This window comes from Rhodococcus sp. MS13, from assembly GCF_013277835.1.
In the GTDB taxonomy this organism is placed as follows: Bacteria; Actinomycetota; Actinomycetes; order Mycobacteriales; family Mycobacteriaceae; genus Rhodococcus_F; species Rhodococcus_F erythropolis.
This window is the reverse complement of the sequence record NZ_VBTL01000013.1, coordinates 272,466-298,150: the sequence shown is the minus strand read 5'-3', so window position 1 is coordinate 298,150 and position 25,685 is coordinate 272,466. Positions and strand designations below refer to the sequence as shown.

General features: G+C 63.3%; 25 protein-coding genes. 7 read left to right on the top strand and 18 right to left on the bottom strand.

The window, feature by feature from the left end; translation table 11 throughout:
- Positions 1-95 precede the first annotated feature (95 nt).
- The 6 genes from FEZ59_RS27105 to FEZ59_RS27080 form a co-directional block, all read right to left on the bottom strand.
- Positions 96-1,592 carry an amino acid permease gene (locus tag FEZ59_RS27105; protein ID WP_019747776.1) on the bottom strand — a complete coding sequence of 499 codons (1,497 nt, stop codon included), beginning with the start codon at positions 1,590-1,592 and terminating at the stop codon, positions 96-98.
- 86 nt (positions 1,593-1,678) lie between these two features.
- Positions 1,679-2,638 (bottom strand): cation diffusion facilitator family transporter, encoded by a 960-nt coding sequence (locus FEZ59_RS27100; protein WP_134998770.1) that lies wholly within the window; start codon positions 2,636-2,638, stop codon positions 1,679-1,681.
- 28 nt (positions 2,639-2,666) lie between these two features.
- Complete coding sequence (manA, locus tag FEZ59_RS27095; protein WP_046378332.1) at positions 2,667-3,914, bottom strand: mannose-6-phosphate isomerase, class I; 1,248 nt, start codon at positions 3,912-3,914, stop codon at positions 2,667-2,669.
- Positions 3,915-5,009: a hypothetical protein gene (locus FEZ59_RS27090; RefSeq protein WP_020907100.1), complete on the bottom strand. Its 1,095-nt coding sequence runs from the start codon at positions 5,007-5,009 to the stop codon at positions 3,915-3,917.
- Positions 5,010-5,172: 163 nt separating this feature from the next.
- On the bottom strand, positions 5,173-6,546 hold the full coding sequence (locus tag FEZ59_RS27085; protein ID WP_020907099.1) for a phosphomannomutase/phosphoglucomutase: 1,374 nt from the start codon (positions 6,544-6,546) through the stop codon (positions 5,173-5,175).
- A 127-nt stretch (positions 6,547-6,673) separates the two neighbouring features.
- The gene (locus FEZ59_RS27080; protein ID WP_020969213.1) at positions 6,674-7,060 is read right to left on the bottom strand and encodes a DUF3499 domain-containing protein; all 387 of its coding nucleotides are present in this window, start codon (positions 7,058-7,060) and stop codon (positions 6,674-6,676) included.
- Positions 7,061-7,140: 80 nt separating this feature from the next.
- On the opposite strand from FEZ59_RS27080, the gene FEZ59_RS27075 reads away from it, so the two are divergent.
- Positions 7,141-7,629 carry a metallopeptidase family protein gene (locus tag FEZ59_RS27075; protein WP_003940797.1) on the top strand — a complete coding sequence of 163 codons (489 nt, stop codon included), beginning with the start codon at positions 7,141-7,143 and terminating at the stop codon, positions 7,627-7,629.
- Between the two features lie 175 nt (positions 7,630-7,804).
- Here the strand turns inward: FEZ59_RS27075 and FEZ59_RS27070 are convergent, their stop codons facing one another.
- Positions 7,805-8,083, bottom strand: coding sequence for a WhiB family transcriptional regulator (locus FEZ59_RS27070; RefSeq protein ID WP_020907098.1), 279 nt, complete (start codon positions 8,081-8,083; stop codon positions 7,805-7,807).
- A gap of 380 nt (positions 8,084-8,463) precedes the next feature.
- On the opposite strand from FEZ59_RS27070, the gene cofD reads away from it, so the two are divergent.
- The 3 genes from cofD to FEZ59_RS27055 are packed head-to-tail and all read left to right on the top strand — an operon-like array spanning position 8,464 to position 11,402.
- Positions 8,464-9,456, top strand: coding sequence for a 2-phospho-L-lactate transferase (gene cofD / locus FEZ59_RS27065; protein WP_003940958.1), 993 nt, complete (start codon positions 8,464-8,466; stop codon positions 9,454-9,456).
- On the top strand, positions 9,453-10,838 hold the full coding sequence (locus tag FEZ59_RS27060; RefSeq protein WP_134998769.1) for a coenzyme F420-0:L-glutamate ligase: 1,386 nt from the start codon (positions 9,453-9,455) through the stop codon (positions 10,836-10,838). Before cofD ends, FEZ59_RS27060 begins: the two co-directional genes overlap by 4 nt.
- Positions 10,839-10,841: 3 nt before the next feature.
- Positions 10,842-11,402, top strand: a complete 561-nt coding sequence (locus tag FEZ59_RS27055) for an NUDIX domain-containing protein (protein WP_172933454.1) — start codon at positions 10,842-10,844, stop codon at positions 11,400-11,402.
- Here FEZ59_RS27055 and FEZ59_RS27050 read toward each other — a convergent pair.
- Genes FEZ59_RS27050 through rfbD form a run of 4 tightly spaced genes read right to left on the bottom strand, consistent with a single transcriptional unit; the run spans position 11,393 to position 15,072 of the window.
- Positions 11,393-12,163, bottom strand: coding sequence for an SGNH/GDSL hydrolase family protein (locus tag FEZ59_RS27050; protein ID WP_134998768.1), 771 nt, complete (start codon positions 12,161-12,163; stop codon positions 11,393-11,395). The genes FEZ59_RS27055 and FEZ59_RS27050 overlap by 10 nt on opposite strands.
- A 32-nt stretch (positions 12,164-12,195) precedes the next feature.
- Complete coding sequence (locus FEZ59_RS27045; protein WP_019747766.1) at positions 12,196-13,278, bottom strand: NDP-sugar synthase; 1,083 nt, start codon at positions 13,276-13,278, stop codon at positions 12,196-12,198.
- Positions 13,275-14,189, bottom strand: coding sequence for a glycosyltransferase family 2 protein (locus FEZ59_RS27040; RefSeq protein WP_019747765.1), 915 nt, complete (start codon positions 14,187-14,189; stop codon positions 13,275-13,277). Before FEZ59_RS27040 ends, FEZ59_RS27045 begins: the two co-directional genes overlap by 4 nt.
- 43 nt (positions 14,190-14,232) lie before the next feature.
- Positions 14,233-15,072: a dTDP-4-dehydrorhamnose reductase gene (gene rfbD / locus FEZ59_RS27035; RefSeq protein ID WP_019747764.1), complete on the bottom strand. Its 840-nt coding sequence runs from the start codon at positions 15,070-15,072 to the stop codon at positions 14,233-14,235.
- Positions 15,073-15,186: 114 nt separating this feature from the next.
- On the opposite strand from rfbD, the gene FEZ59_RS27030 reads away from it, so the two are divergent.
- Both FEZ59_RS27030 and FEZ59_RS27025 read left to right on the top strand, forming a co-directional pair.
- Positions 15,187-16,671, top strand: a complete 1,485-nt coding sequence (locus FEZ59_RS27030; protein WP_134998849.1) for an LCP family protein — start codon at positions 15,187-15,189, stop codon at positions 16,669-16,671.
- A gap of 54 nt (positions 16,672-16,725) precedes the next feature.
- The gene (locus FEZ59_RS27025) at positions 16,726-17,439 is read left to right on the top strand and encodes a TIGR03089 family protein (protein ID WP_020969208.1); all 714 of its coding nucleotides are present in this window, start codon (positions 16,726-16,728) and stop codon (positions 17,437-17,439) included.
- Positions 17,440-17,442: 3 nt separating this feature from the next.
- On the opposite strand, the gene FEZ59_RS27020 is transcribed toward FEZ59_RS27025, so the two are convergent.
- From FEZ59_RS27020 to FEZ59_RS26990, 7 genes are all read right to left on the bottom strand, one after another.
- A complete protein-coding gene (locus tag FEZ59_RS27020; RefSeq protein ID WP_134998767.1) occupies positions 17,443-19,893 on the bottom strand; it encodes an ABC transporter permease in 2,451 nt (816 codons plus the stop codon).
- A complete protein-coding gene (locus tag FEZ59_RS27015) occupies positions 19,890-20,687 on the bottom strand; it encodes an ABC transporter ATP-binding protein (protein WP_019747760.1) in 798 nt (265 codons plus the stop codon). The genes FEZ59_RS27020 and FEZ59_RS27015 overlap by 4 nt, the downstream gene beginning before the upstream one ends.
- A gap of 134 nt (positions 20,688-20,821) precedes the next feature.
- Complete coding sequence (locus FEZ59_RS27010) at positions 20,822-21,514, bottom strand: response regulator transcription factor (protein WP_019747759.1); 693 nt, start codon at positions 21,512-21,514, stop codon at positions 20,822-20,824.
- Between the two features lie 35 nt (positions 21,515-21,549).
- Entirely contained in the window at positions 21,550-22,737 is a 1,188-nt protein-coding gene (locus FEZ59_RS27005; protein WP_019747758.1) for a sensor histidine kinase, read from the bottom strand.
- A 35-nt stretch (positions 22,738-22,772) separates the two neighbouring features.
- Positions 22,773-23,150, bottom strand: coding sequence for a hypothetical protein (locus FEZ59_RS27000; RefSeq protein WP_019747757.1), 378 nt, complete (start codon positions 23,148-23,150; stop codon positions 22,773-22,775).
- Positions 23,151-23,157: 7 nt separating this feature from the next.
- Entirely contained in the window at positions 23,158-23,670 is a 513-nt protein-coding gene (purE, locus tag FEZ59_RS26995) for a 5-(carboxyamino)imidazole ribonucleotide mutase (protein ID WP_172933453.1), read from the bottom strand.
- A complete protein-coding gene (locus FEZ59_RS26990) occupies positions 23,654-24,922 on the bottom strand; it encodes a 5-(carboxyamino)imidazole ribonucleotide synthase (protein ID WP_019747755.1) in 1,269 nt (422 codons plus the stop codon). Before FEZ59_RS26990 ends, purE begins: the two co-directional genes overlap by 17 nt.
- A 122-nt stretch (positions 24,923-25,044) precedes the next feature.
- On the opposite strand from FEZ59_RS26990, the gene FEZ59_RS26985 reads away from it, so the two are divergent.
- A complete protein-coding gene (locus FEZ59_RS26985; protein ID WP_021332550.1) occupies positions 25,045-25,662 on the top strand; it encodes a GtrA family protein in 618 nt (205 codons plus the stop codon).
- Positions 25,663-25,685 lie beyond the last annotated feature (23 nt).

Genomic DNA, 25,685 nt, shown 5'->3' with positions numbered 1-25,685 from the left:
TCGGACCGACTCGACAACTGTGAGTCAGTTCACCCTGAGATAGACAGTACTACGCTATTTGTACAAGTGATAGACAAATCATAATCTTTGTACATTTACTCGATTTCGCCGCGTTCACGCTTCCCGATCAACGAATGCTGCCTGCTGTAGGCGAAGTAGATGACAACACCGAGGGCCATCCAGACCACGAACCTCATCCAGGTCTCCACCGACAGGTTGAACATCAACCAGAGACACGCGAGGACAGCCAGGATCGGGATCAGCGGGACCAGCGGCACCCTGAACCCGCGGGGTAGGTCCGGCCGCGTCCGACGAAGCACGAGAACCCCCAACGACACGAGAACAAACGCGAACAACGTGCCGATATTGACCATTTCCTCGAGGGTGCCGATCGGGAACACTCCGGCGAGCACCGCGACCACAACGCCGACCAAGATCGTGATCCGCACGGGAGTTCCGTGCTTGCCGGTCGGCGCCAGGCGTCGCGGCATCAGACCGTCGCGTGCCATCGCGAAGAGCACCCTGGTCTGCCCGAGCATCAGCACCATCACCACGGTCGTGAGACCGGCCAACGCGCCGAACGAGATGACGTTTTTCGCCCACGTGATGTCGTGGAAGGCGAATGCCGTTGCCAGGTTGGAAGTATCGCCCTCGAGTTCGGTGTACTTCACCATCCCGGTCAACACGAGTGTCACTGCCACGTACAGAACCGTGACGATCAAGAGCGAGCCCAGGATGCCGCGTGGCAACGCCTTCTGCGGCTCCTTCGCCTCCTCCGCAGTCGTGGCGACGACGTCGAAGCCGATGAACGCGAAGAACACCAGACTGGCTGCCGCGAGCAATCCGTACCACCCGAATGTGCTGCCACCGGCCCCGGTCACGTACGAGAACAACGACTGGTGGATGCCCTCTCCCGTCGAGCCCGGCTCCGACGGCGGAATGTACGGCGAGTAGTTGTCGGTGTCGATGTAGAACAGACCGACGATGATCACCAGCAACACCACCGCGACCTTGATCGCCGTGATCACCAGTGACACCCTCGAAGAGAGTTTTGTGCCGGTCGCGAGCAGGATCGTGATGACGGCGATCACCAGCACCGCACCCCAGTCGAACGAGATCGGCCCCAACTCGACGATCGGGCTGCGTGAACCCATCACTTCGCCGAGATACAGCGACCAGCCTTTTGCCACCACCGAAGACGCCAAAGCGAATTCGAGGATGAGATCCCAGCCGATGATCCAGGCGACGAATTCACCGAACGTCGCGTACGAGAACGTGTACGCGCTACCGGCGACCGGGACCGTCGACGCGAACTCGGCGTAACACAGCGCTGCCAGTCCGCAGGCGATTGCCGCGATGACAAAAGCCAGGGAAACCGACGGCCCGGCGACGTTTCCCGCCGTCCGAGCCGTGAGTGTGAAGATGCCCGCACCGATGACCACTGCGACACCGAACACCGTGAGATCCCACGAGTTCAGCTCTTTCCGGAGTTTGGTTTCCGGCTCGTCGGTGTCCTTGATGGACTGCTCGATCGATTTGGTTCGAAACAGCTTCGACCGTCCAGATCCGGCCTGCTCGTCCTTGACAGCCATTGCCGCCTCCTTGCTGGGGACCAGCAGGTCCCACCATGGGCAAGTAGAGAGATGGCATCAGCCTAAGCCCGCAGGCGTGGCTTTGTTCAGGGTTTGTCGGGAGCCTGCAGATCTGTTTCAGGACGATCTTCTGCGCTGAGACGATCCAGGTCCGGCTCGAGGTAGATCACCCGCGCCGCAGGCACTGCCGCGCGCACGCGAGACTCGGCCTCGTCGATCGCCGTCGCCACATCCGAGATCGTCGATCCGATCGGCACCGCAACCTTGGCAGCAACAAGGATCTCCTCGGGACCGAGGTACTGCGTCTTGCAATGAATGACGCGTTCGATACGAGTTCCGTCGACCAGTGCGTTGAGGATCAGTTCGGTCTCCACCGCCGTTGCGCCCTCACCGATCAGCAGCGACTGCATTTCGATGATCAGAATGACCGCGATGATGCCGAGCAGGACACCGATGCACAGAGTTCCGATGCCGTCGAAGACCGGATTTCCGGTCACCATCGTAAGGCCGACGCCGCCGAGTGCAAGGACGAGACCGATCAATGCGCCGGTGTCCTCGAGCAGCACAACCGGGAGTTCCGGGCTACGAGAGGTTCGGATGAAGTTCCACCACGACGCATTTCCCTTGAGCGGTCGTGATTCCTTCGCTGCGGTCCGGAAGCTGTAGCCCTCCAGGCAGATCGCGATGAACAGGATCGCGATTGCCACGAAAGCCGAATTGAGTTCTTCCGGATGCTGAATCTTGTGAATACCTTCGTAGATCGCGAACAGCGAACCGAGGGTGAAGAGCACCAGTGCAACGACGAACGAATAGAAGTACCGGTTGCGCCCGTAACCGAACGGGTGCAGTTGATCTGCCTCACGTTCTGCCTTCTTCTGCCCCAAGAGCAGCAAACCCTGATTGGACGTGTCGGCCACCGAGTGCACCGATTCGGCGAGCATCGACGACGATCCGGTGATCAAGAATCCGGCGAACTTGGCTACGGCAATTCCGGCATTCGCTCCGAGGGCCGCCAGAATTGCCTTCTTGCCACCATGAGCCGACACAATGTCTCCTCGCTATCGACCGAGATTCCTATCGACCGACCACTGCACTGAAAACCTGCGCAGTCGGGGTTCGTGTGGTCAGGTGTACTACGGGCTCGTCGGCAGCAATCCACGCGGCTCGGCCCCGATCGAGGTCGAGAGTGTCGGCACCGCACGTCGCAGTGACCGCGCCGTCGGTGCAGATCAGGATCCGCGGGCCGCCGGCTTCGACAACGAGGTCGGTGGCATTCGAGTCGAACTCCAGACGCGTCAAACGAAATTCGGGCGCAGGCGTGACGTACTCGTATCTGCCTGACCCTGACTGACCTGATCCTGACTGACCTGATCCTGGCGACGGGGCCGGATCGAGCACTTCGATATCGGCCCCGACGAAGTCCAGAACCCTCAACAGTTCGGGCACGTCGACGTGTTTGGGCGTCAGCCCGCCGCGCAGCACGTTGTCCGAGTTGGCCATGATCTCGACCGCGAGTCCATGGAGATACGCGTGGAGATTTCCCGCAGCGAGAAACAGTCCTTGGCCGGGCTCGAGTGTGACGCGGTTGAGCAGCAGTGCCGCCAGAACGCCGGCGTCGCCGGGGTACGCCTCGCTCAATTCCAGCGCGGTGCGGATCTCGGTCACGAATTCGGCGTCGTGGTGCGCGACGTAGGTGATGCACCCCGCAAGCACGGCAGGGAGCAACGTCCCGAGCACCGTGGACGGCAGCGTGATCCATGTCGTGAACAACGCCCGGAGTCCGTCGGAATCGGGTTGGCCTTCGAGCAGACCGATGTACGGCTCCAACTCGTCGACGGCCAGAGCGCGCAGCAGTTTGACAGTCCGCGTCGGCTCGCGGAATCCGGCAAGCGCTTCAAATCTGCTCAGCGCGACAACGAGTTCGGGCTTGTGGCTGCCGTCCTTGTAGTTGCGAATCGGCGATTCCATGGGAACGCCGAGTGCGTTCTCACGACGAAAACCCTCGTCGGCTTGAACGGCGCTGGGATGCGCCTGAAGCGACAGCGGTTCTTCCGCCGCAAGCAACTTGAGCAGGAATGGGAGTCGCTCACCGAATGCCTCGAGGTTCTCACGGCCGAGTTCACGCTCGGGTTCGCGGTGCAGGACCTCGAGCAACGACTCGCTTCCGGATTCGGTGATCACGCGCGCCGGGTCACCCGGGTGCGCGCCCAACCACAACTCCGCTTCGGGATGATTCGACGGGGTCGCAAGACCGCGTAGTTCGGCAATTGCCGTTCGCGAGCCCCACGCGTAAGAACGAAGTGCACCTTCGAGTTCACGCACTTACTTCGCACCGCCCGTCAACTGCACGTACGCCGCGGCCATGTCTACTCGAGACGCCAACACGAATACCTGCTCCATCTCCGATATCACCACGTTGGTCTGGTCTTCGTCTGCCGCCACCACCAGATCGGCGTCGGCCAGTGCGTCCATCCGGCGTCTCGCCTCCCCGCGCGTGGATTCCGTCGCGAAGACGAACGCCCGCGCCGGTGGGGTCGGCAATGCGCCGTCCAGTTGCGGATCGTGAAAGAACGGGTCGTGGAACACCGAATCACGCGAAGCTGCGTCCGGCGCGAACAGAGCTCGTGCCGAACGAATCACCTCCGACATCTCGGCGGCAGCGGCATTCAGGCCAGAACTCATCAGCGAAACGCTCGAGAACTCTGCGAGTGCTGTTGTCACGGAACCACTCCCACACAGAACGACCCGCCGGCCGCTCATTCTGGTGGCCAACGACTTGGCCGGGTTGTGGAATACCTCGTTGGCCGGCCCGTCCCGCAGCGCCTCCGCATCAACGGCGTCGGCGATTCGACCGAGCACCGCCGAACGGTCCTCGATCGATCCCTTGCCCTCGATTTCGGCGGCAACGGCGAGGAAGACGGCGAGGAACCGCGTCATCGTGTGCCTCGGCGAGGCGTAGAGCCGCGGCGGCAACGACATGGTGCGCCCGGCCGCCACGGCCCGCATGGGCCCCTCGTCCGGAACGGCGACAACAACTTCGGCGCCACGGCGAACTGCACTGTCGACGGATTCGACCAGGCGCGGATCACCGGCATCGTCACCGGCAACGACGATCACGTCCAACGGTCCCGCCCACGACGGCGTCCGGTCGAGTACGAGGAGCGGACAACCGATCGAATCTCCGACGAGAGCAAGCGCCATCCTGGCTCCGTGCCGAGCGCCACCGGCACCGGCAATCAGCACGACGCTGCGCGGGCGCAGACCGGCCAGCCGAGAGATCACACTCTCGCCGACGGCCGATGCGGTGGCCCGAATCTGTGCGCCCCCCATGGCCACAGACCGCAGTAACCCTTCCGAATCGGCAGCCGACAAACCCTCGCTGTCGTCGAGGTCGAGAAGCGGCATCGGCGCTGTCATCTCACCGCACCCCCTTCTCCGTTAGCAGTTCCCGCACCATCCAGCATTCCAGCTCTACGCGGTCCGTGGTGGCAAAGCCCTCGTTCCCGAGGCAGTCGTTCCCGAGATAGTCCCCCAACTATCCCAGGGCTTCGGCTCACCGACAAACCGATCAGACTCGGATTCAAGCCCGGACGATCGCCAGAATTTCGTTCACCAATGCGTCGACATCGGCGGACGTGGGTGCTTCGACGTTGAGTCTCAGCAAAGGCTCGGTGTTGGACGCGCGCAAGTTGAACCAGGCATTTCCCTCGAGACTGACCGTGACACCGTCGAGGCGATCCACCGAGTCGGTGCGGTCCGCGAATGCTGCCAGCACAGCGGCGGTGCGATCGGCCGCATCAGCCACCGTGGAGTTGATCTCGCCCGACGCCGCGTAGCGGGTGTACTCCGCCATCAACTCGGAGAGCGGACGGTCCTGCTCGCCCAGTGCGGCGAGTACGTGCAACGCCGCGAGCATGCCGGAGTCGGCGCCCCAGAAGTCGCGGAAGTAGTAGTGAGCTGAGTGCTCGCCGCCGAAGACGGCACCGGTCTCGGCCATCTCCTGCTTGATGAACGAGTGGCCGACTCGGGTACGGATCGCGACGCCGCCGAGTTCTTCGACCAGTTCGGGCACTGCCCGCGATGTGATCAGATTGTGGATGATCGACGCGCCCGGTTCCTTCGCGAGTTCGCGCTTGGCGACAAGTGCCGTCACCGCGGACGGAGAGACGGGGTCGCCCTTCTCGTCGACGACGAAGCAACGGTCCGCGTCACCGTCGAAAGCCAAGCCGATGTCTGCTCCGGTTTCACGCACGTAGGCCTGCAGATCGACGAGGTTGGCCGGATCGAGCGGATTGGCTTCGTGGTTGGGGAACGTGCCGTCGAGCTCGAAGTAGAGCGGGAGGACTTCGAGAGGCATCGGCCCGAATACGGCCGGCGCGGTATGGCCGCCCATGCCGTTTCCTGCATCGACTGCGACCTTCATCGGGCGCAACGCAGCCAGGTCGACCAATCCGCGGAGGTAGCTCGCATATTCCTCGAGGACGTCCTTCGTGCTGGCGGTACCTGCCGGTCCGTCGTACGCGGGAACACCCGAGACGACCTCGGCGGAGATGACTGCCAGGCCGGTGTCCTGACCGACGGGCTTGGCGCCGGCCCGGCACATCTTGATGCCGTTGTACTTGGCCGGATTGTGGCTCGCCGTGAACATCGCGCCCGGGCAGTTCAGCAAACCGGATGCAAAGTAGAGCTCGTCGGTCGACGCCAATCCGATGTAGACGACGTCGAGTCCTTGAGCGAGCACGCCGTCACCGAAAGCAGAAGACAGTGTGGGCGACGATGCACGCATGTCGTAGCCGATCACAACCGTCGTGGCAGCGCCGGCCTCGTCACGGACCAGACGGGCGAACGACGCTCCCACGTCGCGGACAAAATCTTCGTCGATCTGCTCACCGACCACGCCGCGCACGTCGTACGCCTTGATGATTGCAGCAACCGACTCGGCTGTTCGCCCCACTGAAAACTCTCCTTGTGCATGCACCCTCACAGACGGGAACGTCCGGGCGCATGGCGTCCGGAGATTCGCAGTACTCGGGTGTGGAAGTACTCGGTCGAGCCTAGCGTCTGCGGCGACGAATCTCGCGTCAGTTGGATGGGTCGGGCAGTACGCGGAGGTGTCCACGACGCCCTGTACGGGCAGTACTCGGAGCCGCGGGACGTATGTCCTCATCTGCGTCGACGTTGGACTTGTTGCGATCTCCGAGACCGGCTTCACGTACAGCTTCGGCCAAAGCGGTCAGATCGTCTTCGTCGGGAGTGCTCGACGCGAATCCGCCTTCGTGGCGGACGAGTTCCCAGCCCTTGGGGGCGGTGATTCGAGAGCCGTGAGTGTCACACAAATCCCATGAATGGGGCTCGGCGACGGTTGCCAGCGGCCCGACAACCGCAGTGGAGTCCGAGTAGACATACGTAAGCGTCGCGACGGCGGGGTTCTTGCACCCGGGGCGGCAGCAGCGACGCAGAGATCTCACAGGTACGGAGCCTAGCCCTCCCCACGTCCGGAACCTACTCGGACACACCGAGCAGTTTCTTCTGTCGTAATCTGGGCGCCATGCCACAAGCTCGCCGCCGACGCTCGGTCACCACTCGTTCCATCGAGCGACACGGCCGTGGCCTGCGCGGACCACTCCTTCCCCCGGAGGTGCCGGCCAGGCGTACCCGGGCTGAGAAGTTCGATCTCCTGGTGCTCGACGCCTTCTCGCCCGTCGACCTCGCGTGGCACGACCGGTTGACGAAACTCGACATCGCGGTGGACGAAGTTCCGAAGATTCACGCGCACGATCCGGAGTCCGTCACATGGCCGCCGGAGGTCATCGCAGACGGCCCGGTTCCACTGTCACGACTGATTCCGGCCGGAATCGACCGTCACGGAAATACGACTCGCGCAAGAATTGTGCTGTTTCGCCGCCCGTTGGAGCAGCGCGCGAAGGATCCGGAAGAACTCACGGATCTGGTGCACGACGTGTTGGTCCATCAAGTCGGCACGTATCTGGGCGTCGACCCACAGGTCATCGACCCCACACTGCCCGACGAGGACTGATACTGCCCGACGAGGACTGACGCACCGTCAGACGAAAAAACTGATGTCACACGAAGAAGTAAATCCACACGAAGAACAAAACAGTCGTTGCTTGACCTGCAATTCCCCGTTGCAGGTCAGACTTTCGAAGACCGCCCGTCAGCCCCGACGCTGACAGAACCGATTCAGCAGCAGATCAGATGATCCCCCGCTTGAGTCGCCGACGCTCGCGCTCGGACAACCCTCCCCAGATTCCGAACCGTTCGTCGTTCGCGAGCGCGTACTCGAGGCACTCGTCACGAACTTCACAACCGAGGCAGATCCGTTTTGCTTCCCTCGTCGATCCACCCTTTTCAGGGAAGAACGCTTCGGGATCGGTCTGCGCGCAGAGAGCACGCTCCTGCCACTGATCCTCGATGGTGTCGAACAATTCTTCGAAGCCGGTGACGAGACTCAGCACTGGCCGAGTACTCATACCGTCGAACTCACTGCTGCAGGCACCTTCTGCTGCGCCTGCTCGGGAATCGGTCTGCGGTTCGTCGCTTACTGTCATTGCGAGAGAACTGATCTCGACATTTTCATTGGGCATCGTTCCGCCTCCTCACCTGTAATAGCGCAGAATTTTCACTCCATCTTCAACCCCACCCCGTCGACCGTTCGAAACTGTGTTCGAAACCGGCCCCGCTGCAAGTGAACTCACAAGTAGCGGTTGGAATGACACATTTGAGATTACACACGTCCAGCGTGTCGCGGTCAAGCTAAACGAGATGAATCCATTAGTATTCCGGCCCCCAATTGACGGGACCTTCTGCCCGCCAGACACGACGACGCGCCGACCGCCTAGGCTCTGTTGTCGTGAACGTGACTGTATTGGTTGGCGGCGTCGGCGGGGCCCGTTTCCTTCAAGGTGTGCAAAATGCGCTCGGAATCGCCGGTGGTGAATCCCTCGAGAAATACGAAGGCCCACATCGCATCACGGCCGTCGTCAACGTCGGAGACGACGTCTGGATGCACGGTCTGCGGATCTGCCCCGATCTGGACACTTGTATGTACACACTCGGCGGCGGTATCGACACCGAACGCGGGTGGGGGCACGCCGGCGAAACCTGGAATGCGAAAGAAGAACTCGCGGCATACGGAGCGAAGCCGGACTGGTTCGGCCTCGGAGATCGCGATATCGCAACGCATTTGATTCGCAGCCAGATGCTCCGCACGGGATATCCGTTGTCCGCGATCACCGAAGCGTTGTGCAATCGCTGGAATCCGGGTGTCGCACTGCTTCCCGTGAGCGACGATCGCAGCGAAACACACGTCGTGATCACCGATCCGGAAGACGGTGAGCAGAAGGCGATTCATTTCCAGGAGTGGTGGGTACGCCATCGAGCACAGGTGGAAACTCACAGCTTCGCTCACGTCGGCGCCGAGCAGGCCAAGCCCGCGCCGGGGGTGGTCGAGGCGATCGACGGTGCCGACATCGTGCTGATCGCACCGTCCAATCCCGTCGTGAGCGTCGGCGCGATCCTCGCGGTGCCCGGCATTCGCGGAGCCCTGCGGACCACCGCGGCCAAGGTTGTCGGCCTCTCCCCCGTCATCGGTGGAAAACCGTTGCGCGGCATGGCTGACGAGTGCCTCGAAGTGATCGGGGTCGAGACGACTTCCGAGGCGATCGGTCGCCACTACGGAGCTCGCTCGATCAACGGCATTCTCGACGGCTGGCTCGTCGACGAAGGTGACACGGCCGACATCGACGGGGTGGACGTGCGAAGCATCCCACTTTTGATGACGTCCCCCGAAGAGACCGCAAAAATGGTTCGAACGGCTTTCGAGATCGCCGGAGTCGAACTGTGACCGAGCCCGGAACCGAAGCAAGCCGCGACAGAAATCACTCTCCCGGCGATCACTCCCCCGGCGCCGCAATCGAAGTCATTCCCGTGCTCGGCCTTCCCGAGTTCCGGCCCGGAGACGACTTGGCCGCCGCTGTCGTCGACGCGACACCGTGGCTCGAGAACGGCGACGTCGTTGTCGTCACGAGCAAGGTGTTCTCAAAAGTCGAGGGTCGCATCGTTTCCTCGCCGACCGATCCGGAAGAGCGCGACGCAGCACGACGCCTCCTGGTGGATCAGGAAGCCGTCCGCGTCGTGGCCCGCAAGGGCCGCACTCTGATCACCGAGAACAAACTCGGCATCGTGCAGGCCGCATCGGGCATCGACGGCTCCAACGTCGACAGTGCCGAACTCGCCCTGCTCCCCGTGGATCCCGATGCGAGCGCAGCGGGGCTGCGTGCCCGAATTCTCGAGAGCACGGGCAAGTCCGTCGCCGTCGTCGTGACCGACACGATGGGTCGTGCGTGGCGCAACGGGCAGACCGATGCCGCGATCGGTTCCTCCGGCATTCCGGTCCTGCACGGCTACCTCGGGGCACAGGACAGCCAGGGCAACGATCTGATCGTCACCGAGATCGCGATCGCGGACGAGATCGCCGCTGCGGGCGATCTGGTCAAGGGCAAGCTCGGCGGCGTTCCCGTCGCCGTCGTGCGAGGACTCCGATTCGAGGACGACGGTTCGAGTGGCCAGGATCTGATCCGTCGCGGCCCGGACGATCTGTTCTGGCTGGGAACCGAGGAGGCTACGGCGATGGGCCGCGGCCAGGCGCTGCTGTTGCGTCGGTCGGTTCGGCAGTTCGCAGGTGATCCCGTCGACGCGGAGATCATTCGCAGCTCGATCGCCGAGGCACTCACCGCTCCAGCGCCCCACCACACGAGGCCTGTTCGATTCGTGTGGCTGCGGACCGAGTCGGTCCGCACGTCGCTCCTCGAGCAGATGCGTGAGAAGTGGGCCGCCGATCTGCGTGCGGACGGTCGTAGCGACGAATCCGTCGACGCGCGGGTTGCCCGCGGAAACATCCTGTTCGATGCCCCCGAGGTCGTCATTCCCTTCTGCGTGCCCGACGGCGCACATAGTTATCCGGATGCCCGACGTACCGCGGCGGAGTCCACGATGTTCACCGTCGCTGCCGGCGCGGCAGTGCAGGGACTGCTGGTCTCGCTGGCCACACGCGGCGTGGGAAGCTGCTGGATCGGATCGACGATCTTCGCCGCCGACCTCGTACGCGAACAACTCGATCTCCCGGCCGATTGGCAGCCACTCGGCGCAGTCGCAATCGGGTACCCCCTCGAACCACTGACTCCGCGCACGGCCCCCGCCCCTGGGGACGCGTTGGTGGAGCTGTAGGTCATGTCAGCCGAATCGCTGCACGCCTCCGCCAAGGGCGTCCTGGAGGGCTGGTCGACGTCCTCCGAGGCAGACGAGTCACTGCGGCACACGATGCTCGCGTTCCTCGATTCGGCTCCGGACGGCTGCCTTCGTCGCCATGCCCCGGGACACATCACCGCGTCGTCTCTGGTTCTCGACGAGAGTGGCTGCCACGTCCTGCTGACCCTGCATCCCAAGGTGGGCAGGTGGATTCAGCTCGGAGGTCACTGCGAGCCCGACGACGAGACGGTAGTCGATGCGGCATTGCGGGAGGCTCGCGAGGAGTCCGGAATTCACGACGTTCGGATAGACGCGGACCTACTCTCCGCCCACACACATCCGATCACGTGCTCACTCGGGGTCCCGACCAGACATCTCGATCTACGGTTTCTTGTTGTGGCGCCGGACAATTCACATATCGCCCGCAGCGCGGAGTCCACCGACCTCCGGTGGTGGCCGGTGGACGCGCTACCGCCGACTGCCGAACGCGAGACCATCGACCACCTGGTAGCGCTCGCCCATCAGCGCAAGAATCAGGACTGAATCGGAGACAGCTCGGGCTGCTTGGCGCTCACGCCGTCGCCCGAAGATGTTCCCTTCACGCGCCGAGCTACCCACGGCACCAAGAACTCTCGCGCCCATTGACGATCCTCGCGACGAGTTTCCGCTTTCGTGAGAACCGGCGCAGGCCCGAGGTCGGGCGCGATCAATCCGTGTTCGACGCCCAGTACGTCGAGCACCCGCGTCGCCATGTTCTCGTGCCCGGCGGGCGACATGTGGAGGCGATCCCAGTCCCACATCCGTAGGTCCTGATATTCGGAGAATCGCCAGAAGTCGACGAGGGTCGCGCCGTGGCGGTCCGCTACCTCGCGAACAAGCTCGTTGTAAATCGCCAGGCGTCCGCGGAGCTTGCCGAAGAAGGCGGACCATCCGGTGTCGTATGCGGTGAACATGAGAACCTGCGCACCGGAAGCAGTGAGCTGGCCGATTGCCGAATCGTAGCGGTCGACCATCGCGTCGATGTCGAGCTTCGGACGCATCATGTCGTTTCCGCCGGCGTAGATGGTCACCAGATCGGGCTTCAACGCCAGAGCGGGTTCCAACTGCTCGTCGATGATCGGTCCGAGTAGGCGACCACGAATCGCCAGGTTGGCGTAGCGGAACTCGGGGTTGTTCACCGCCAGCTGCTCGGCCACTCGGTCTGCCCACCCGCGCAGACCGTTGGGGAATCGTTCGTCGGCGTCGCCGACGCCCTCGGTGAACGAGTCACCGAGGGCAACGTAACGGCTCGGAAGAGAAGTCATACCCGCCAGTATTCCAGTAGGTCAGCTAACGATCACACATCTGTGCTGAAGCGCACGCCACCGTCCGGCAGCGTCACCCCCGGCCACACACGTGCGCCGCGCAACAATTCGCACCGCGCACCGATGTCCGCGCCGTCTCCGATGACGGCGTCGCGGACCAGTGCTCGTGGTCCGATACGGACGCCGAATCCGAGGATCGATCGTTCGACTACCGCACCGGCTTCCACAACGGCGCCGTCGAAGAGAATCGCACCGTCGAGGCGCGCACCTGCGCCGACTTCTGCGCCACGGCCGACAACCGTGCCGCCGATCAGGACGGCGCCAGGCGCAATTCCCGCCCCGGGGTGAACGAGCGACTCGCCGCGCGGACCTTCGAGAGCCGGCGAAGGCGCGATGCCTCGCACCAGGTCGGCGGAACCGCGAACGAAGTCCTCGGGGGTTCCCATGTCACGCCAGTACGACGAGTCGACGTGGCCGAACACCCGCTTGCCCTCGGCCAGGAGATTCGGGAACACCTCGCGCTCGACCGATACCGGTCGTCCCTCCGGGATCTGTTCGATGATCTCGCGCTTGAAGACGTAGCAGCCGGCGTTGATCTGATCCGTCGGCGGATCCTGGGTCTTCTCCAGGAATGCCGAGACTCGTCCGTCCTCGTCGGTCGGAACACAACCGAATGCACGCGGGTCTCCCACACGAACCAGGTGAAGTGTCACGTCGGCGTCCGTCTTCTCGTGGGTCTCGAGAATGGCGTTCAGGTCGGTGCCACCGAGCACGTCACCGTTGAACACCATGACGTTGTCGCCGCGCAACTTCGGGAGTACGTTGCGGATTCCGCCACCGGTGCCCAGCGGCTCGGTCTCGAAGACGTAGTCGATCTCGAGCCCCATCTTGGAGCCGTCGCCGAAGTAGTCCTCGAATACCTCTGCCTTGAAAGATGTTCCGAGCACCACGTGCTTGATACCGGCAGCCTCGATCCTGGCAAGCAGATGCGTCAGGAACGGAAGGCCGGCGGTCGGAAGCATCGGCTTGGGCGCCGACAGCGTCAACGGACGCAGCCGAGTGCCCTTGCCGCCTACCAGGATTACGGCGTCGGTCGGATTCGGATCGGACATCATTTTCCCCCGTGGTTCGAAACTGATGGGTTGTCGGTCGAGTCGTCGGTGCGAGCGCGCTCGCGTACAGCAGAAGCTACGGCGATCTTGGACCGCACGGCCAGGCCACCGCGCAAGGCAAGTCGCAGCGGAGCCTGCCACCAGTGCGGATGACGATCAGCTTGGAACTGGTAAGCGCTGCGATGATGGGCGGGCAGCATCAGTTCCGGATGCCGGCCTGCCGCATGGCCTTTGGCATGGGTCACGACAGCGGAGGGAACAAAGACGTTGAGCCACCCGGCTTTTCCGAGGCGATCACCGAAATCGACGTCCTCCATGTACATGAAGTATCGCGAGTCGAAGCCGGAGATGGCGTCGAAGGCATCACGTCGTACCAACAGGCACGACCCGGAAAGCCAACCGACGGAGCGCTCGGTGACGGCCTCGTTCTCCTGACGGTAACGAGCAGTCCACGGGTTCTTCGGCCACACGGTGCCGAGCAACGCGTGCCCGACTCCCGAGGTGATGTCGGGCACCGTTCGTGCCGACGGATAGACACTTCCGTCCGGTTCGAGGACCTTCGGCCCAAGTGCACCGGCCCTTGGCCACCGATTTGCCGCAGCGACCAATTCGTCGAGTGAACCGGGTGCCCATTGGACGTCAGGATTGGAAATCACGACAAATTCGATCGACGAATCGATCTCCGCCACAGCCCGATTTATCGCTCCGCCGTAGCCGATGTTTCCCCCTGTACGAAGCAGACGAACATGCTCGTACTTGGCATCCGCCGCCTCCGGCGCACCATCGGTCGACCCGTTGTCGGCCATGATGACCTGGGGTTTTTCTGTCGTCGCCGCGGCGAGCGTGCTCAAGAAATTCTCGAGATGCTCGCCTGGGGAGTACGTCACCGTTACCACGGCCAGCTTGGGACTCACGCCGGTCAGCCTAGCCGCCCACGGGCACTGCCCCGAACAATGCTCACGCCAGAGCGGCGTGCAAAGCCTCTCGCCACGGACGCAGCGGCGTCATTCCCGCGGTAACCCACGCGCGCTCGGACAAAACCGAATATGCCGGGCGGGGCGCAGGGCGCACGAAGTCCGCGCTGCTGCACGGGCGCACCCGCGCCGGGTCTGCTCCGATCTCCTCGAACACCGCTCGCGCCAACTCGTACCAACTGGCTTGCCCGCCGTTGGTCAGGTGGAACGTCGACGCACCCGTGAAGTCCCGCAGCGCAAGTTCGACGATGCCGCCGGCCAGATCGACGCTGTACGTGGGTGACCCGATCTGGTCGTCCACGACGTTCACGAATTCTCGTTCGGCTTCGAGCCTGCGCATCGTGGCGACAAAATCCGTACCGCCACCCGAATACACCCACGCGGTACGGACAACGGCCACGTCGGCGCCCGACTCTCGTACTGCGATCTCGCCGTCCAGCTTGGTTCGGCCGTAGACCGTCGCGGGACCGGTCGGTGCATCGACGTCGTATGGAGTGCTCGCGTCACCCGGAAAGACGTAGTCCGTCGAAACGTGGATCAACCGCGAACCGGCCCGCGCACACGCTCGCGCGAGATTCAGCGGTCCGATCTCGTTGACCGCCCTCGCTGCCTCCTGGTCGGTCTCGGCGGCGTCGACCGCCGTGTACGCAGCGCAGTTGATCAGCACCGAATCGGGCGAGACGAAGTCGTCGACCGCGCGGCTGTCTGTGATGTCGAGCTCGCGGGAACCGACGGCCGTCACAGTGTGACCCGCCGACGTTGCGAGAGCATCGATACGTGTTCCGAGCTGCCCTCGGGCGCCGGTGAGCAGGATATTCGTCACATGGTTGAGTCTGGCACGCCGCGTCGAGGTACCCGCGGCCGAGCATCGGACCAGTAACCTGAAGGGGTGTCCCACCAGCAACCGCAGCGCCGCGCGCGTCCACGACCTGCGCCGATTCGGACCAAGACGAGCCCGGCTCGCATAGCGGTCGCGGTGCTCTCCGTGCTCGTACTGCTGGTCACCGGGTTCGCATGGCGAGGTGTGGACTCGTTGAGAAACAGCCTTGCCACTGCAAGCGGACTCGGCCTCGGTGGGGGCAAGGACGGAGCCATCGACATTCTGATGGTGGGAACCGACAGTCGCACCGACGCACACGGCAACCCGCTTTCACAAAGCGAGCTCGACTCGTTGCGCGCTGGTGAGGAAGTTGCGTCCAACACCGACACCATCATCTTGATCCGCGTCCCCAACGACGGAAGTTCGGCAACCGCGATCTCGATTCCCCGAGACGCGTACGTCAACGTCCCCGGTATCGGTATGTCGAAGATCAACGCCGCGTTCGGTGCCACCAAGGAAACCGAGCGACTGAAGTTGGTCAACAACGGGTCGTCCGACAGCGACGCAGACAAGAAGTCGACGGAAGCCGGCCGGACCGCGCTCATCGGGGCGGTAGGGAATCTGACCGGCATCACCGTCGATCACTACGCCGAAGTCGGTCTACTCGGATTCGTCCTGCTGACAAACGCAGTGGGCGGAGTCGACGTCTGCCTCAACGCGCCAGTCGACGAACCGATGTCCGGGGCCAACTTCGCAGCCGGGAAACAGACACTCGACGGCGCCGACGCGCTGAGCTTCGTGCGACAACGACACGACCTTCCCCGCGGCGACCTGGACCGGATCGTTCGCCAGCAGGTGTTCATGGCGTCCCTCGTCAGTAAGGTACTCAGCGCAAAAACCCTCAGTGACCCGGGTAAGCTCAGTCAGTTGACCTCGGCCGTTCAGCGTTCCGTCGTCATCGACGACGACTGGGACATCATCGAATTCGCCAAGCAGTTGCAGAATCTGGCCGGCGGAAAGGTGCAATTCGAGACCATTCCCGTTCTCGACATCAACGGCATGACCGATTACGGCGAGTCCATCGTCAAGGTCGATCCCAAGGCCGTCAAGAAGTACATCGCCGGATTGGTCGGCGCCGACAGCGAGGACTCGGAGGAGACCTCCGAGGCACCGACCACCGTGAATGCGTCCTCGATCACGGTCGACGTCGCTAACGCCAGCGACATCGCGGGGTTGGCCAGCGGGGTTTCCGAGGCGTTGAGTGCCCTCGGGTACAAGCAGGGTCAGGTCGGCAACAACACCGGCTCCGACGTCTCCGAATCGACGGTGTTCGCAAAGTCCGCGGACGACGACGCTGCACTCGCGGTGGCCGAGACACTCGGCGGTCTGACGGTCAAGGCGGATTCGTCATTGTCCTCGGGCAAGGTTCGGGTTGTCATTGCCGAGGACTACAACGGACCGCAATCCGCGGACGCGGTATCCCCGTCCGAAGGCGCGACAAGCACGACTGAATCGGCGAGCACCACCGAGACCAGTCCCACCCCTGCCCCTCCCGGTCCGCCGATCGACGCAGCCTCCAATGGCCCGCGCTGTGTCAACTGAAAAACTGTGTGAACTGACAGCGGTGTGAACTGAACGGCTGCGTAAGCTGATTACGTGCCTTCGCCTGTAGACAACCTGACCGACGCCCTCCTCGGACCGATCCTGGCTGCCGACCCGGCCGGCCCTCGCGTGACCTACTACGACGACGCCACCGGCGAGCGCATCGAATTGTCTGCGAGCACTCTGGCCAACTGGGCGGCAAAGACAGCGAACATGGTTCGGGACGAGTTCGCCCTCGAGCCCGGTGGCAAAGTTGCCGTGCTGCTTCCCGCGCACTGGCAGAGCGTCGCCGTCTTGCTGGGTGTGTGGTGGGCAGGCGGTGAGGTCGTCCTCTCCCCCGACGCCGACGCCGAACTGGCTTTTGTCACTGCCGACCGTCTGGACGATGTTGCGGACGTACCGGAAGTAGCCGCACTCTCACTCGACGCGTTCGGCAAAGGTTTGAGCGATCTTCCGCTCGGCGTCGCCGACTACGCAACCTCCATTCGTGTCCACGGGGACCAGTTCCGTAGCGCCGGAGCCGGTTCGGCGCTGGAAGGCCGGTCCGTAGCGGACACGATCGACGCCGCACGGGCATCGGCGAAGAACGTCGAATTGGCGTCGACGGATCGTGTCCTCTCCAGCCGCACGTGGGACACGGCAGACGAATTGATCGACGGGCTTCTGGCCGTTCTCGCCGCGGGCGCCTCACTCGTGCAGGTAGCCCACCCGGACGCGGAAGCTACCGCGCGCCGAGTGGGCACCGAGAAGGTCACGAAGCAGTTCTGAACGCTAGCTCGCGAGAGCTGTCACCGGTGACACCAGCCCCGCCCGCCTAGCGGGGAGCAGTGACGCGATCACACCGCAGATTCCGCCGATCAACACGATGGCTACCAATTGCGCCCACGGCACTGCGCTGAGGGCGACGTCCTCGATCCCGAACACCGAGGCGGTACCGGCTACACCGAACACCATCCCGAACAGCACTCCGATCACCGATGCGACTCCTGCCACCAGCAGTGCTTCCCAAATCAACATGGCTCGAATTCCCTTCTTGGTCAGTCCGAGTGCGCGAAGCAGTCCGGATTCGCGGCGCCGTTCGAGAACGGACAGTGCCATGGTGTTTCCGACGCCGATCAGAGCGATCAACACCGCTACCGACAGCAACCCGGCAACCACCATGAGCATGGTGTCGAGGATCGAATCGAGCGCCGAGCGCATTTCGGTCATTCCTTGAACATCGCTGCCCGGAGCTTCCTGGCGTGCCAGTTCGGTGATGCGGTCGGTGGCAGCGAGCGCCTCTTCGTCGGTGTCCGTCCCCAACCTGACCCAGTAGGAATCGGTGGTCGACGTGGTGGCGGCTGCACCCAGATCGCCTCGATCCAACAGCGCTGGTTGACCTTTCACACCTTCGATCACGCTGACGTTCACGGCACCGCGATCCCCACGCACCGTCGCCGTCTCACCCGCCGAGAGTTTGTATTCGGTCAGGTCAGCGGGCGAGAGCACCAACTGACCGGCCGCGGGTACCGAGATCTCGGTACGCAGAACATCTTTCACCCGAGCAGCGTCGACACCGAACCCGGCCAACGAACCGCGCCCGTCGATCGTCAGTTCGGCCTTGTCCAGACCGCTCACCGCGCCGACGCCGTTGACCGCGGCGATGTCTGTGCCCAACCCTGCGGGAAGCGGTGCCGAACCGGAACTGCTCACCATGACGTCGACGGGGAATTGACTGTCCATCGCCGCGGGTGCGGCTTCCTTGACCGTCGCGATTCCCACGACGAGCGTGCTCGTCAAGGCCACACCGATCAACAGGGCCGTGGCTGTCGCCGAGGTCCGGCGTGGGTTCCGACCGGCGTTGCCTGCTGCCAGGCTTCCCACCGGACCGATCAGTCTCGCCAGCACTCCGCCGGCGGCATTGATCAGCGCGGGCACGATTCGCCCGGACAGTGCTGCGATCCCCAGGAACGAAAAGAGTCCACCGGCAGTCGCCGCCGGCACCTGCTGATTCGTCACTCCCAGAACGGTCATCGCGATTCCCGCGAGCAGTATCACGACGCCCAGAACCCGGCGCACGACCGATACCTGAACGCTCTCGGGCTTGGACTCCATCGGCTGCAGTGCCGCCAGCGGGGAGAGCCTCGTTGCCGCCCGCCCGGGCGCAGATGCAGCGAGCATCGTCATCACGATGCCGACGGCAAGACCGACCAGCACGGTCACCGGGGCGACGCTCAGTGACGACAGAGGAACCGGCACATCTGCGGCCGTTGCTACGCGACCGATCGCCCAGGCAAGTCCGACACCGAGTCCGACGCCGATCACCGAGGCGATCACGCCGACCGCAGCGGCTTCGCTGCGAATGCTCCGGCGAACCTGTTTGACTGTGGCGCCGACGCATCGCAGCAACGCGAGTTCCTGAGTGCGCGCGGCGAGCAGAACGGCAAACGTATTGGCGATCACCAGCGCGGCAACAACAACGGCAATGGCACCGAAGGCGAGCAACACCGTGCTGAGGATCTTGGTGCCACCCATGTATTCCGCTGCCGCGTTGTCGGTGGCTTCTTCTCCCGTCAACACGGTGGAGTCCGCGGGCAACGCGCTCGCGATCGAATCCACGAGTTGTTGCTGAGAGCGCGAACCGTCACCGGCGACACGGAACTCACGTTTGGCGCTGTCCCCGGCCCACGCGCTCACCTGCTCGGCGGTGGTGAATATCTTGATCCCGCCCAGTCGTTGCGCCGAACCGGAGAGATCGACCAGTCCGACCACCTGCGCGGTGGGCGCAGCGGCACCGACCGTCGAATCCCTTGCCGTGACAGTGATTCGGGCACCCGTCGGTATCCCGGAGTCCGCGCTCACCAACACCTGCCCCAGACCGGCCGGAAGCGAACCCTCCGACAAGTTCTCCCAACGCAATTCGGGATTGTCGGCGATCGAGAGAGCATCCCCGTAGGACGCGCCCTTTGCCTCGGAGTCGACACGAACATACGTCGACACGTCGTCGGCGACTGCCGAGACGCCCGGCACCGCACTCAGCAGTGCTTCCGTCACGCCTGGACCGGAGGCGACGACATCCGTGGTTTCGTATTGCGTCGCAAGTGATTTACTCACACTCGCATCGACCGTCGAGCTCAATGTCAAAGTCGCGACGATGTATCCGACTGCGATCACCACGGCGAGTATCGAAGCCACATAGCGCCCGGCATGTGCCCGCGCCTGGGCAAAAGCCAGACCCCTCATCGCAGTGCACCCGAAACTGCAGGAACATCAGCCAGGTCGTCGGCACCGAGTGCTCGCATGGCACCGATCACCGAGTCGACGGTGGGATGGTCGATCTCTCCGGCAATACGCCCGTCTGCGATCAACACGACTCGGTCCGCATACGACGCCGCCACCGGATCGTGTGTCACCATGACAACCGTCTGACCGGTCTCCCGAACACTGGTGCGCAAGAGGCCCAGAACCTCGGTCCCGGAACGGGAATCCAAATTTCCCGTGGGCTCGTCGGCAAAAATCACGTCGGGCTGCGGCAGTAGTGCGCGGGCGACAGCTACACGCTGCTGCTGACCACCGGACAACTCGTGCGGCAGGTGGTCGAGGCGCTTCGACAGGCCCAGTTTCCCGATCACCTCGTCCATCCACTCGGGCGAGGGTTCACTACCCGCCAGCTTCATCGGCAGCAGCATGTTCTCCCGAGCAGTGAGCACCGGTAGCAGGTTGAACGCTTGGAAGACGAATCCGATTCGCTCGCGTCGAAGTTCGGTGAGTTCCGTGTCGCCGAGTTTCGTGACTTCGGTGTCGCCCAGGAAAACCTGTCCGCCCGAAACCGTGTCGAGCCCGGCCAGACAGTGCATGAGCGTCGACTTTCCGGAGCCGGACGGGCCCATGATCGCGGTGAACCGCTCACGACCGAAGTCCACGTCGACCCCACCGAGCGCGTGAACCGTGGTCTCACCGGTGCCGTACACCTTGGTGACACCGCGGGCAGTGATCGCCGGCACTGCGGCTGGTTCCGTCGTGGTGTGCGCATGCATTTTTTGCCCTCCGTAAAGCTTCTCGCTATGACGGAATCGACGTTATTGCAGCGCAAGTGGTCTCCGCGTCGGAGCGCGGGGCGATCTTGGAGAGCCCGGTGTCATCCCGGGGTAGGACTGAACAGGGCTGCGCGTCAGCCCTCGGTGCCGAGGAGATCTGCGCGCCGGACAAGTCCGATCTGGAAGGCAAAGACGACGGCCTGCACACGATCACGTGAATGAGTCTTCGAAAGAACCCGTCCGACATGGGTTTTCACTGTCGTTTCGGAGACGTGGAATTTTGCGGCGATCTCCGAATTCGACAGCCCGTACGCCATGGCCTCGAGCACCTCGACCTCGCGCGGTGTCAGCTCTTCGGGCAACTGCGATTCGGGCGCCGAACCTTCCAGGAGAGGCCCGACGTGCTGAAGCAGTCGCCGAGTGGCCCGAGCTTCGATCACCGCGTCCCCGCGATGCACGGTGCGGATGGCGTCGAGCAACTGTTCCGGTGGCACGTCCTTGAGCAGGAAACCGCTGGCGCCCGCCCTGATTGCCGACATCACGTACTCGTCGTTGTCGAAGGTGGTGAGCACCACGACCTTCGGCGCATCGGGGTCGGCCAGGAGCCGACGGGTCGCCTCGATGCCGTCCATCTTCGGCATCTGGACATCCATCAGGACGACGTCGACATGTCGGGCCGCCAACTCGGTCAATGCCTGCTGACCGTCCGAAGCCTCGACCACCACGGACAAATCCGGCTGCGAGTCGATGACCATTCGAAAACCTGCGCGGACCAGCTGCTGATCGTCGATCAGTGCCACTGCGATCGGAGCCACGTGTTCGTCCATGCCACTCACCTTAAGACCTTCAGACGTTTCAAGACCTACCCAGACGTTCGTTCATACGGCAGGACGGCCCGGACACTGTATCCGCCGCCTGATTTCGGCCCGGCGGTTACTTTGCCTCCGTGCAGTTTGGCGCGCTCGGCCATTCCGATCAGGCCCTGCCCGCCTGGTGACGATTCGACCAGCGCGGCGCTACCGCCTCGTCCGTCGTCGGTGATGCCGAGAACGAGTTCGGTTTCAGCCCACGTCATCTCGACGCTCGCCTGTGCTCCTGGCCCCGCATGTTTGAGAACGTTCGTCAGCGATTCCTGGACGATGCGATAGGCCGTCAACCCCGCACCCGCAGAGAGTTCGCGTGGTTCACCGGTCACACTGACGGCGATGTCGAGTCCGCTGCTGCGTAACTCGTGGAAGAGACTGTCGATATCACCGGCGCCCGGGATCACCGAGAAATCCCGGGGCGTGTCCTCACGCAGGACGGACAGAAGCGATCGCATGTCGGTCAACGCTTGGCGACCGGTGGAGGCAATGGTTTCGAGCGCCTGGATTGCAGCCTGAGGATCCTTGGCCGCGCTGTAGCGTCCGCCGTCGGCCTGAGCGATGACAACGGTCAACGAATGCGCGACGATGTCGTGCATCTCGCGCGCAATCCTCGAGCGTTCGCTGATCGTCGCGATTTCCGCTTCCTGCGCACGCTCGAGTTCGAGCAACCGTGCGCGCTCGGTCAGACCTTCCAATTGTTTGGTGCGAACTCGACGCAAATCACCGAACGCCCAGACCGCGAGCATGAAGATCATGACGGCCACGGACTGCATGACCTGCGAAGACACCGGGATTCCGTCGTAGCCGAAGTATCGAACAGTTCCGGCAATCGAGCCGAGCAACGCGAGCACCAGGCCGGTGAGCGAACTCCACCGAGCGCCATAGGCGGCCAGCGCGTACAGGGAGATGGGCACGACAACGGCCGATGCGAGCAGTGTGTTGCCGATGAAGATCACGTGTAGAACTGCGAACCCTGCGATCACCATGCCGGAGAGTTCGGGGCGCGAGCGTCGCCATGCCAACGGAACGGTCATACCCAGCGAGACGAACACCGCCAGCGGACTCGCCTCGACCGCAACGACAACGCTGAACAGTGCGGCAACCGTCGCAATGCAGATGTCCACACCGCGAGCATGTTCCGCGCTCCAGCGGACGAAGCGTTCACTAGTCGGAAAACGAGCCATGCCGCCAAGAGTAGCTTTTACTCACGAGCTTTCACTCAGGTGCGGTAACCGCCGTCTTCGAGACCGGCCTCGATTTCGAACCGGTTCCGCGGACCGCGATGACGCAACTCCTCACGCAGGTACAGCAGCCCGAATACGATTCCGTACCTGGCCCATTGGTCCGCGTGAACTGCCTCGTGGCGAAGGACGGATCGAGTCGTGTTTCGCCGGGTGAGGTACACACCACCGAGAGTTGTTCCGCCTCTGGCGAACCCGCCGCGCAGCCCGGAAGCGACAAAGATCCCGGACTCGTTGTCGAAGCGGATGTCCGCGCCGAGAATCCCGGCGTAGAACAGCGCGACGCGAGTGACGAATGCGGACTGTGCGCTGCCCCGACTCGCTCGGATCAGCGGCAGCCCACGCCGTGCACACACGAGAAGATCAGCCCAGCAGTTTCTCGCGAAGCGCCTTGTCCTTGTCGAGCACCATCGCCTCGAGGCTCTCCTGGAAAGCCACCATTCGCTGCTGCAGTGCGGGATCCGAAGCGCCGAGGATCCGAGCAGCCAACAGACCGGCGTTGCGAGCGCCGCCGATCGAGACCGTCGCCACCGGGACGCCGGCCGGCATCTGCACGATCGAGAGGAGTGAATCCATACCGTCGAGGTACTTGAGCGGCACCGGAACACCGATGACCGGCAACGGCGTAGCCGAGGCAACCATGCCCGGAAGGTGCGCGGCGCCACCGGCACCGGCGATGATGACCTTGATTCCGCGGCCCGCGGCTTCCTTGGCGTAGTCGAGCATCCGCTGAGGCGTGCGGTGCGCCGAGACGACACCGACCTCGAAGCGGATACCGAACTCGGCCAGAGCTTCGGCTGCAGCTTCCATGGTCGACCAATCCGAATCGCTGCCCATGATCAGGCCGACCTGCGCGCTCTCACTCACCGTGTACATCCCATCCGTCGGTCCAAACTGCATACGAAAGCCAATGTGCTGCGCGCTCGGCGCGTTCCCGAACTGCGGCAACGTAATTCGGGTCGTCGATGGATCCGGCGCCGCCGACGATGTTGACGTGGCCGATCTTGCGATCCTTGCGCTCGCCCTTGCCGTACAGGTGGATCTTCGCATCGGGCATCCGCGCGAAGAGGTGATGGACACGCTCGTCCATCGTCATCTCGGGCGCTTCCGGTGCACCCAGAACGTTTGCCATCACCGTGACCGGCGCGATCGGCGAGGTGTCGCCGAGCGGGTAGTCGAGAACGGCACGCAGATGCTGTTCGAACTGAGAGGTGCGTGCGCCGTCCATCGTCCAGTGACCGGAGTTGTGCGGGCGCATTGCCAGCTCGTTGACCACGAGAGTGCCGTCAGTCGTCTCGAAGAGTTCGACGGCCATCGAGCCGACGACACCCAACTCGGAAGCGATGCGCAGCGCCAATTGTTCGGCTTCCTCGGCAACGGCACTCGAAAGGGCGGGGGCAGGTGCGATCACGACGGCGCACTGGCCGTTGCGCTGAACGGTCTCTACGACCGGCCACGTAGCGCCCTGTCCGAACGGCGACCGCGCAACCATGGCAGACAGTTCCCGACGCATCGAGACCATTTCCTCGACGATCAGCGGAACACCCTTGTCCAGCTGCTCGGTGACAATGGCTTCTGCTTCGTCCTGATCATCGGTGATCCAGACGCCCCGGCCGTCGTAGCCTCCGCGGGTTGCCTTGATGACAAGCGGCCAACCGTGTTCGGCACCGAAACGCACGACGTCTTCCGCCCACGTCACTTCGGCGTACGCGGGTACAGGTGCGCCCAGTTCGGCAAGTTTGCGACGCATCAGCAATTTGTCCTGAGCGAAGATCAGAGCCTGCGGCGGAGGCTGAACGTTCACGCCTTCGGCAACAAGAACCTCGAGATGTTCGGTCGGCACGTGCTCGTGGTCGAACGTCAACGCGTTGGAACCGACCGCTGCGCGGCGAAGAGCGTCGAGGTCGGTGTGGCTACCGAGCACGACATCGGGGCTGACCTGAGCTGCCGGCTCGTCCGCAGTTCCGGAGAGCACTCGGAGCGTCTGGCCCAGGGCCACCGCCGCCTGGTGAGTCATCCTGGCCAACTGTCCGCCACCGATCATGGTGACGACGGGCATGGATGCTTTTGCCGGTCGAGGGGTGGTCGGGCGGGCGGGGATCTGCGCGGGATCGTTGTTGCCGGTCACGGCTCTCTATGTTGTCATGTGCCGCGTTCGCCCGTTCATTCAGCGTTCCCAATCTGTGATTCTGCTGATGAATCCGCGGCAAATTGGTGGTAACGCGGTTTCGTTTCGTAAACTCATCTGTTGTGCCATTTGTCGACGGGGTCATTGCCCGCATACCCCAACCGTTTCGTGACATCGCTCTGCGTCACAGCGAGCTGATCAAATTCGCGATCGTCGGCGGAACTACCTTCCTGATCGACTCGGGCATCTTCTACACACTCAAGCTGTCGATCCTCGAATCCAAGCCGATCACGGCCAAGATCATCGCCGGCGTCGTCGCGGTGATCGCGTCGTACATTCTCAACCGCGAGTGGTCGTTCAAGAACCGTGGTGGCCGTGAGCCAGCGCACGAAGCTGCTCTGTTCTTCATCATCAGCGCCATCGGCGTCGTCATCAGCTTCATCCCGCTCTACATCTCCAGTTACGTCTTCAACCTGCGTGTACCCGAAGTCAGCTTGGCGACGGAGAACATCGCCGACTTCATCAGTGCATATGTCATCGGCAACCTGCTGCAGATGGCGTTCCGATTCTGGGCCTTCCGCAAGTTCGTGTTTCCCGACGAGAATCCGGAACCGCTCGAACTGTCCGACACCACAGGATTGTCCGAAACCACAGCGTTATCCGAAACCACAGCGTTATCCGAAACCACGGCGCCTGACCCGGTCATTCCTGATGCCGAAGAGGAGCTCGGGCACTCCTGAGTTTTCCGTCTGCGCGAGCCTTT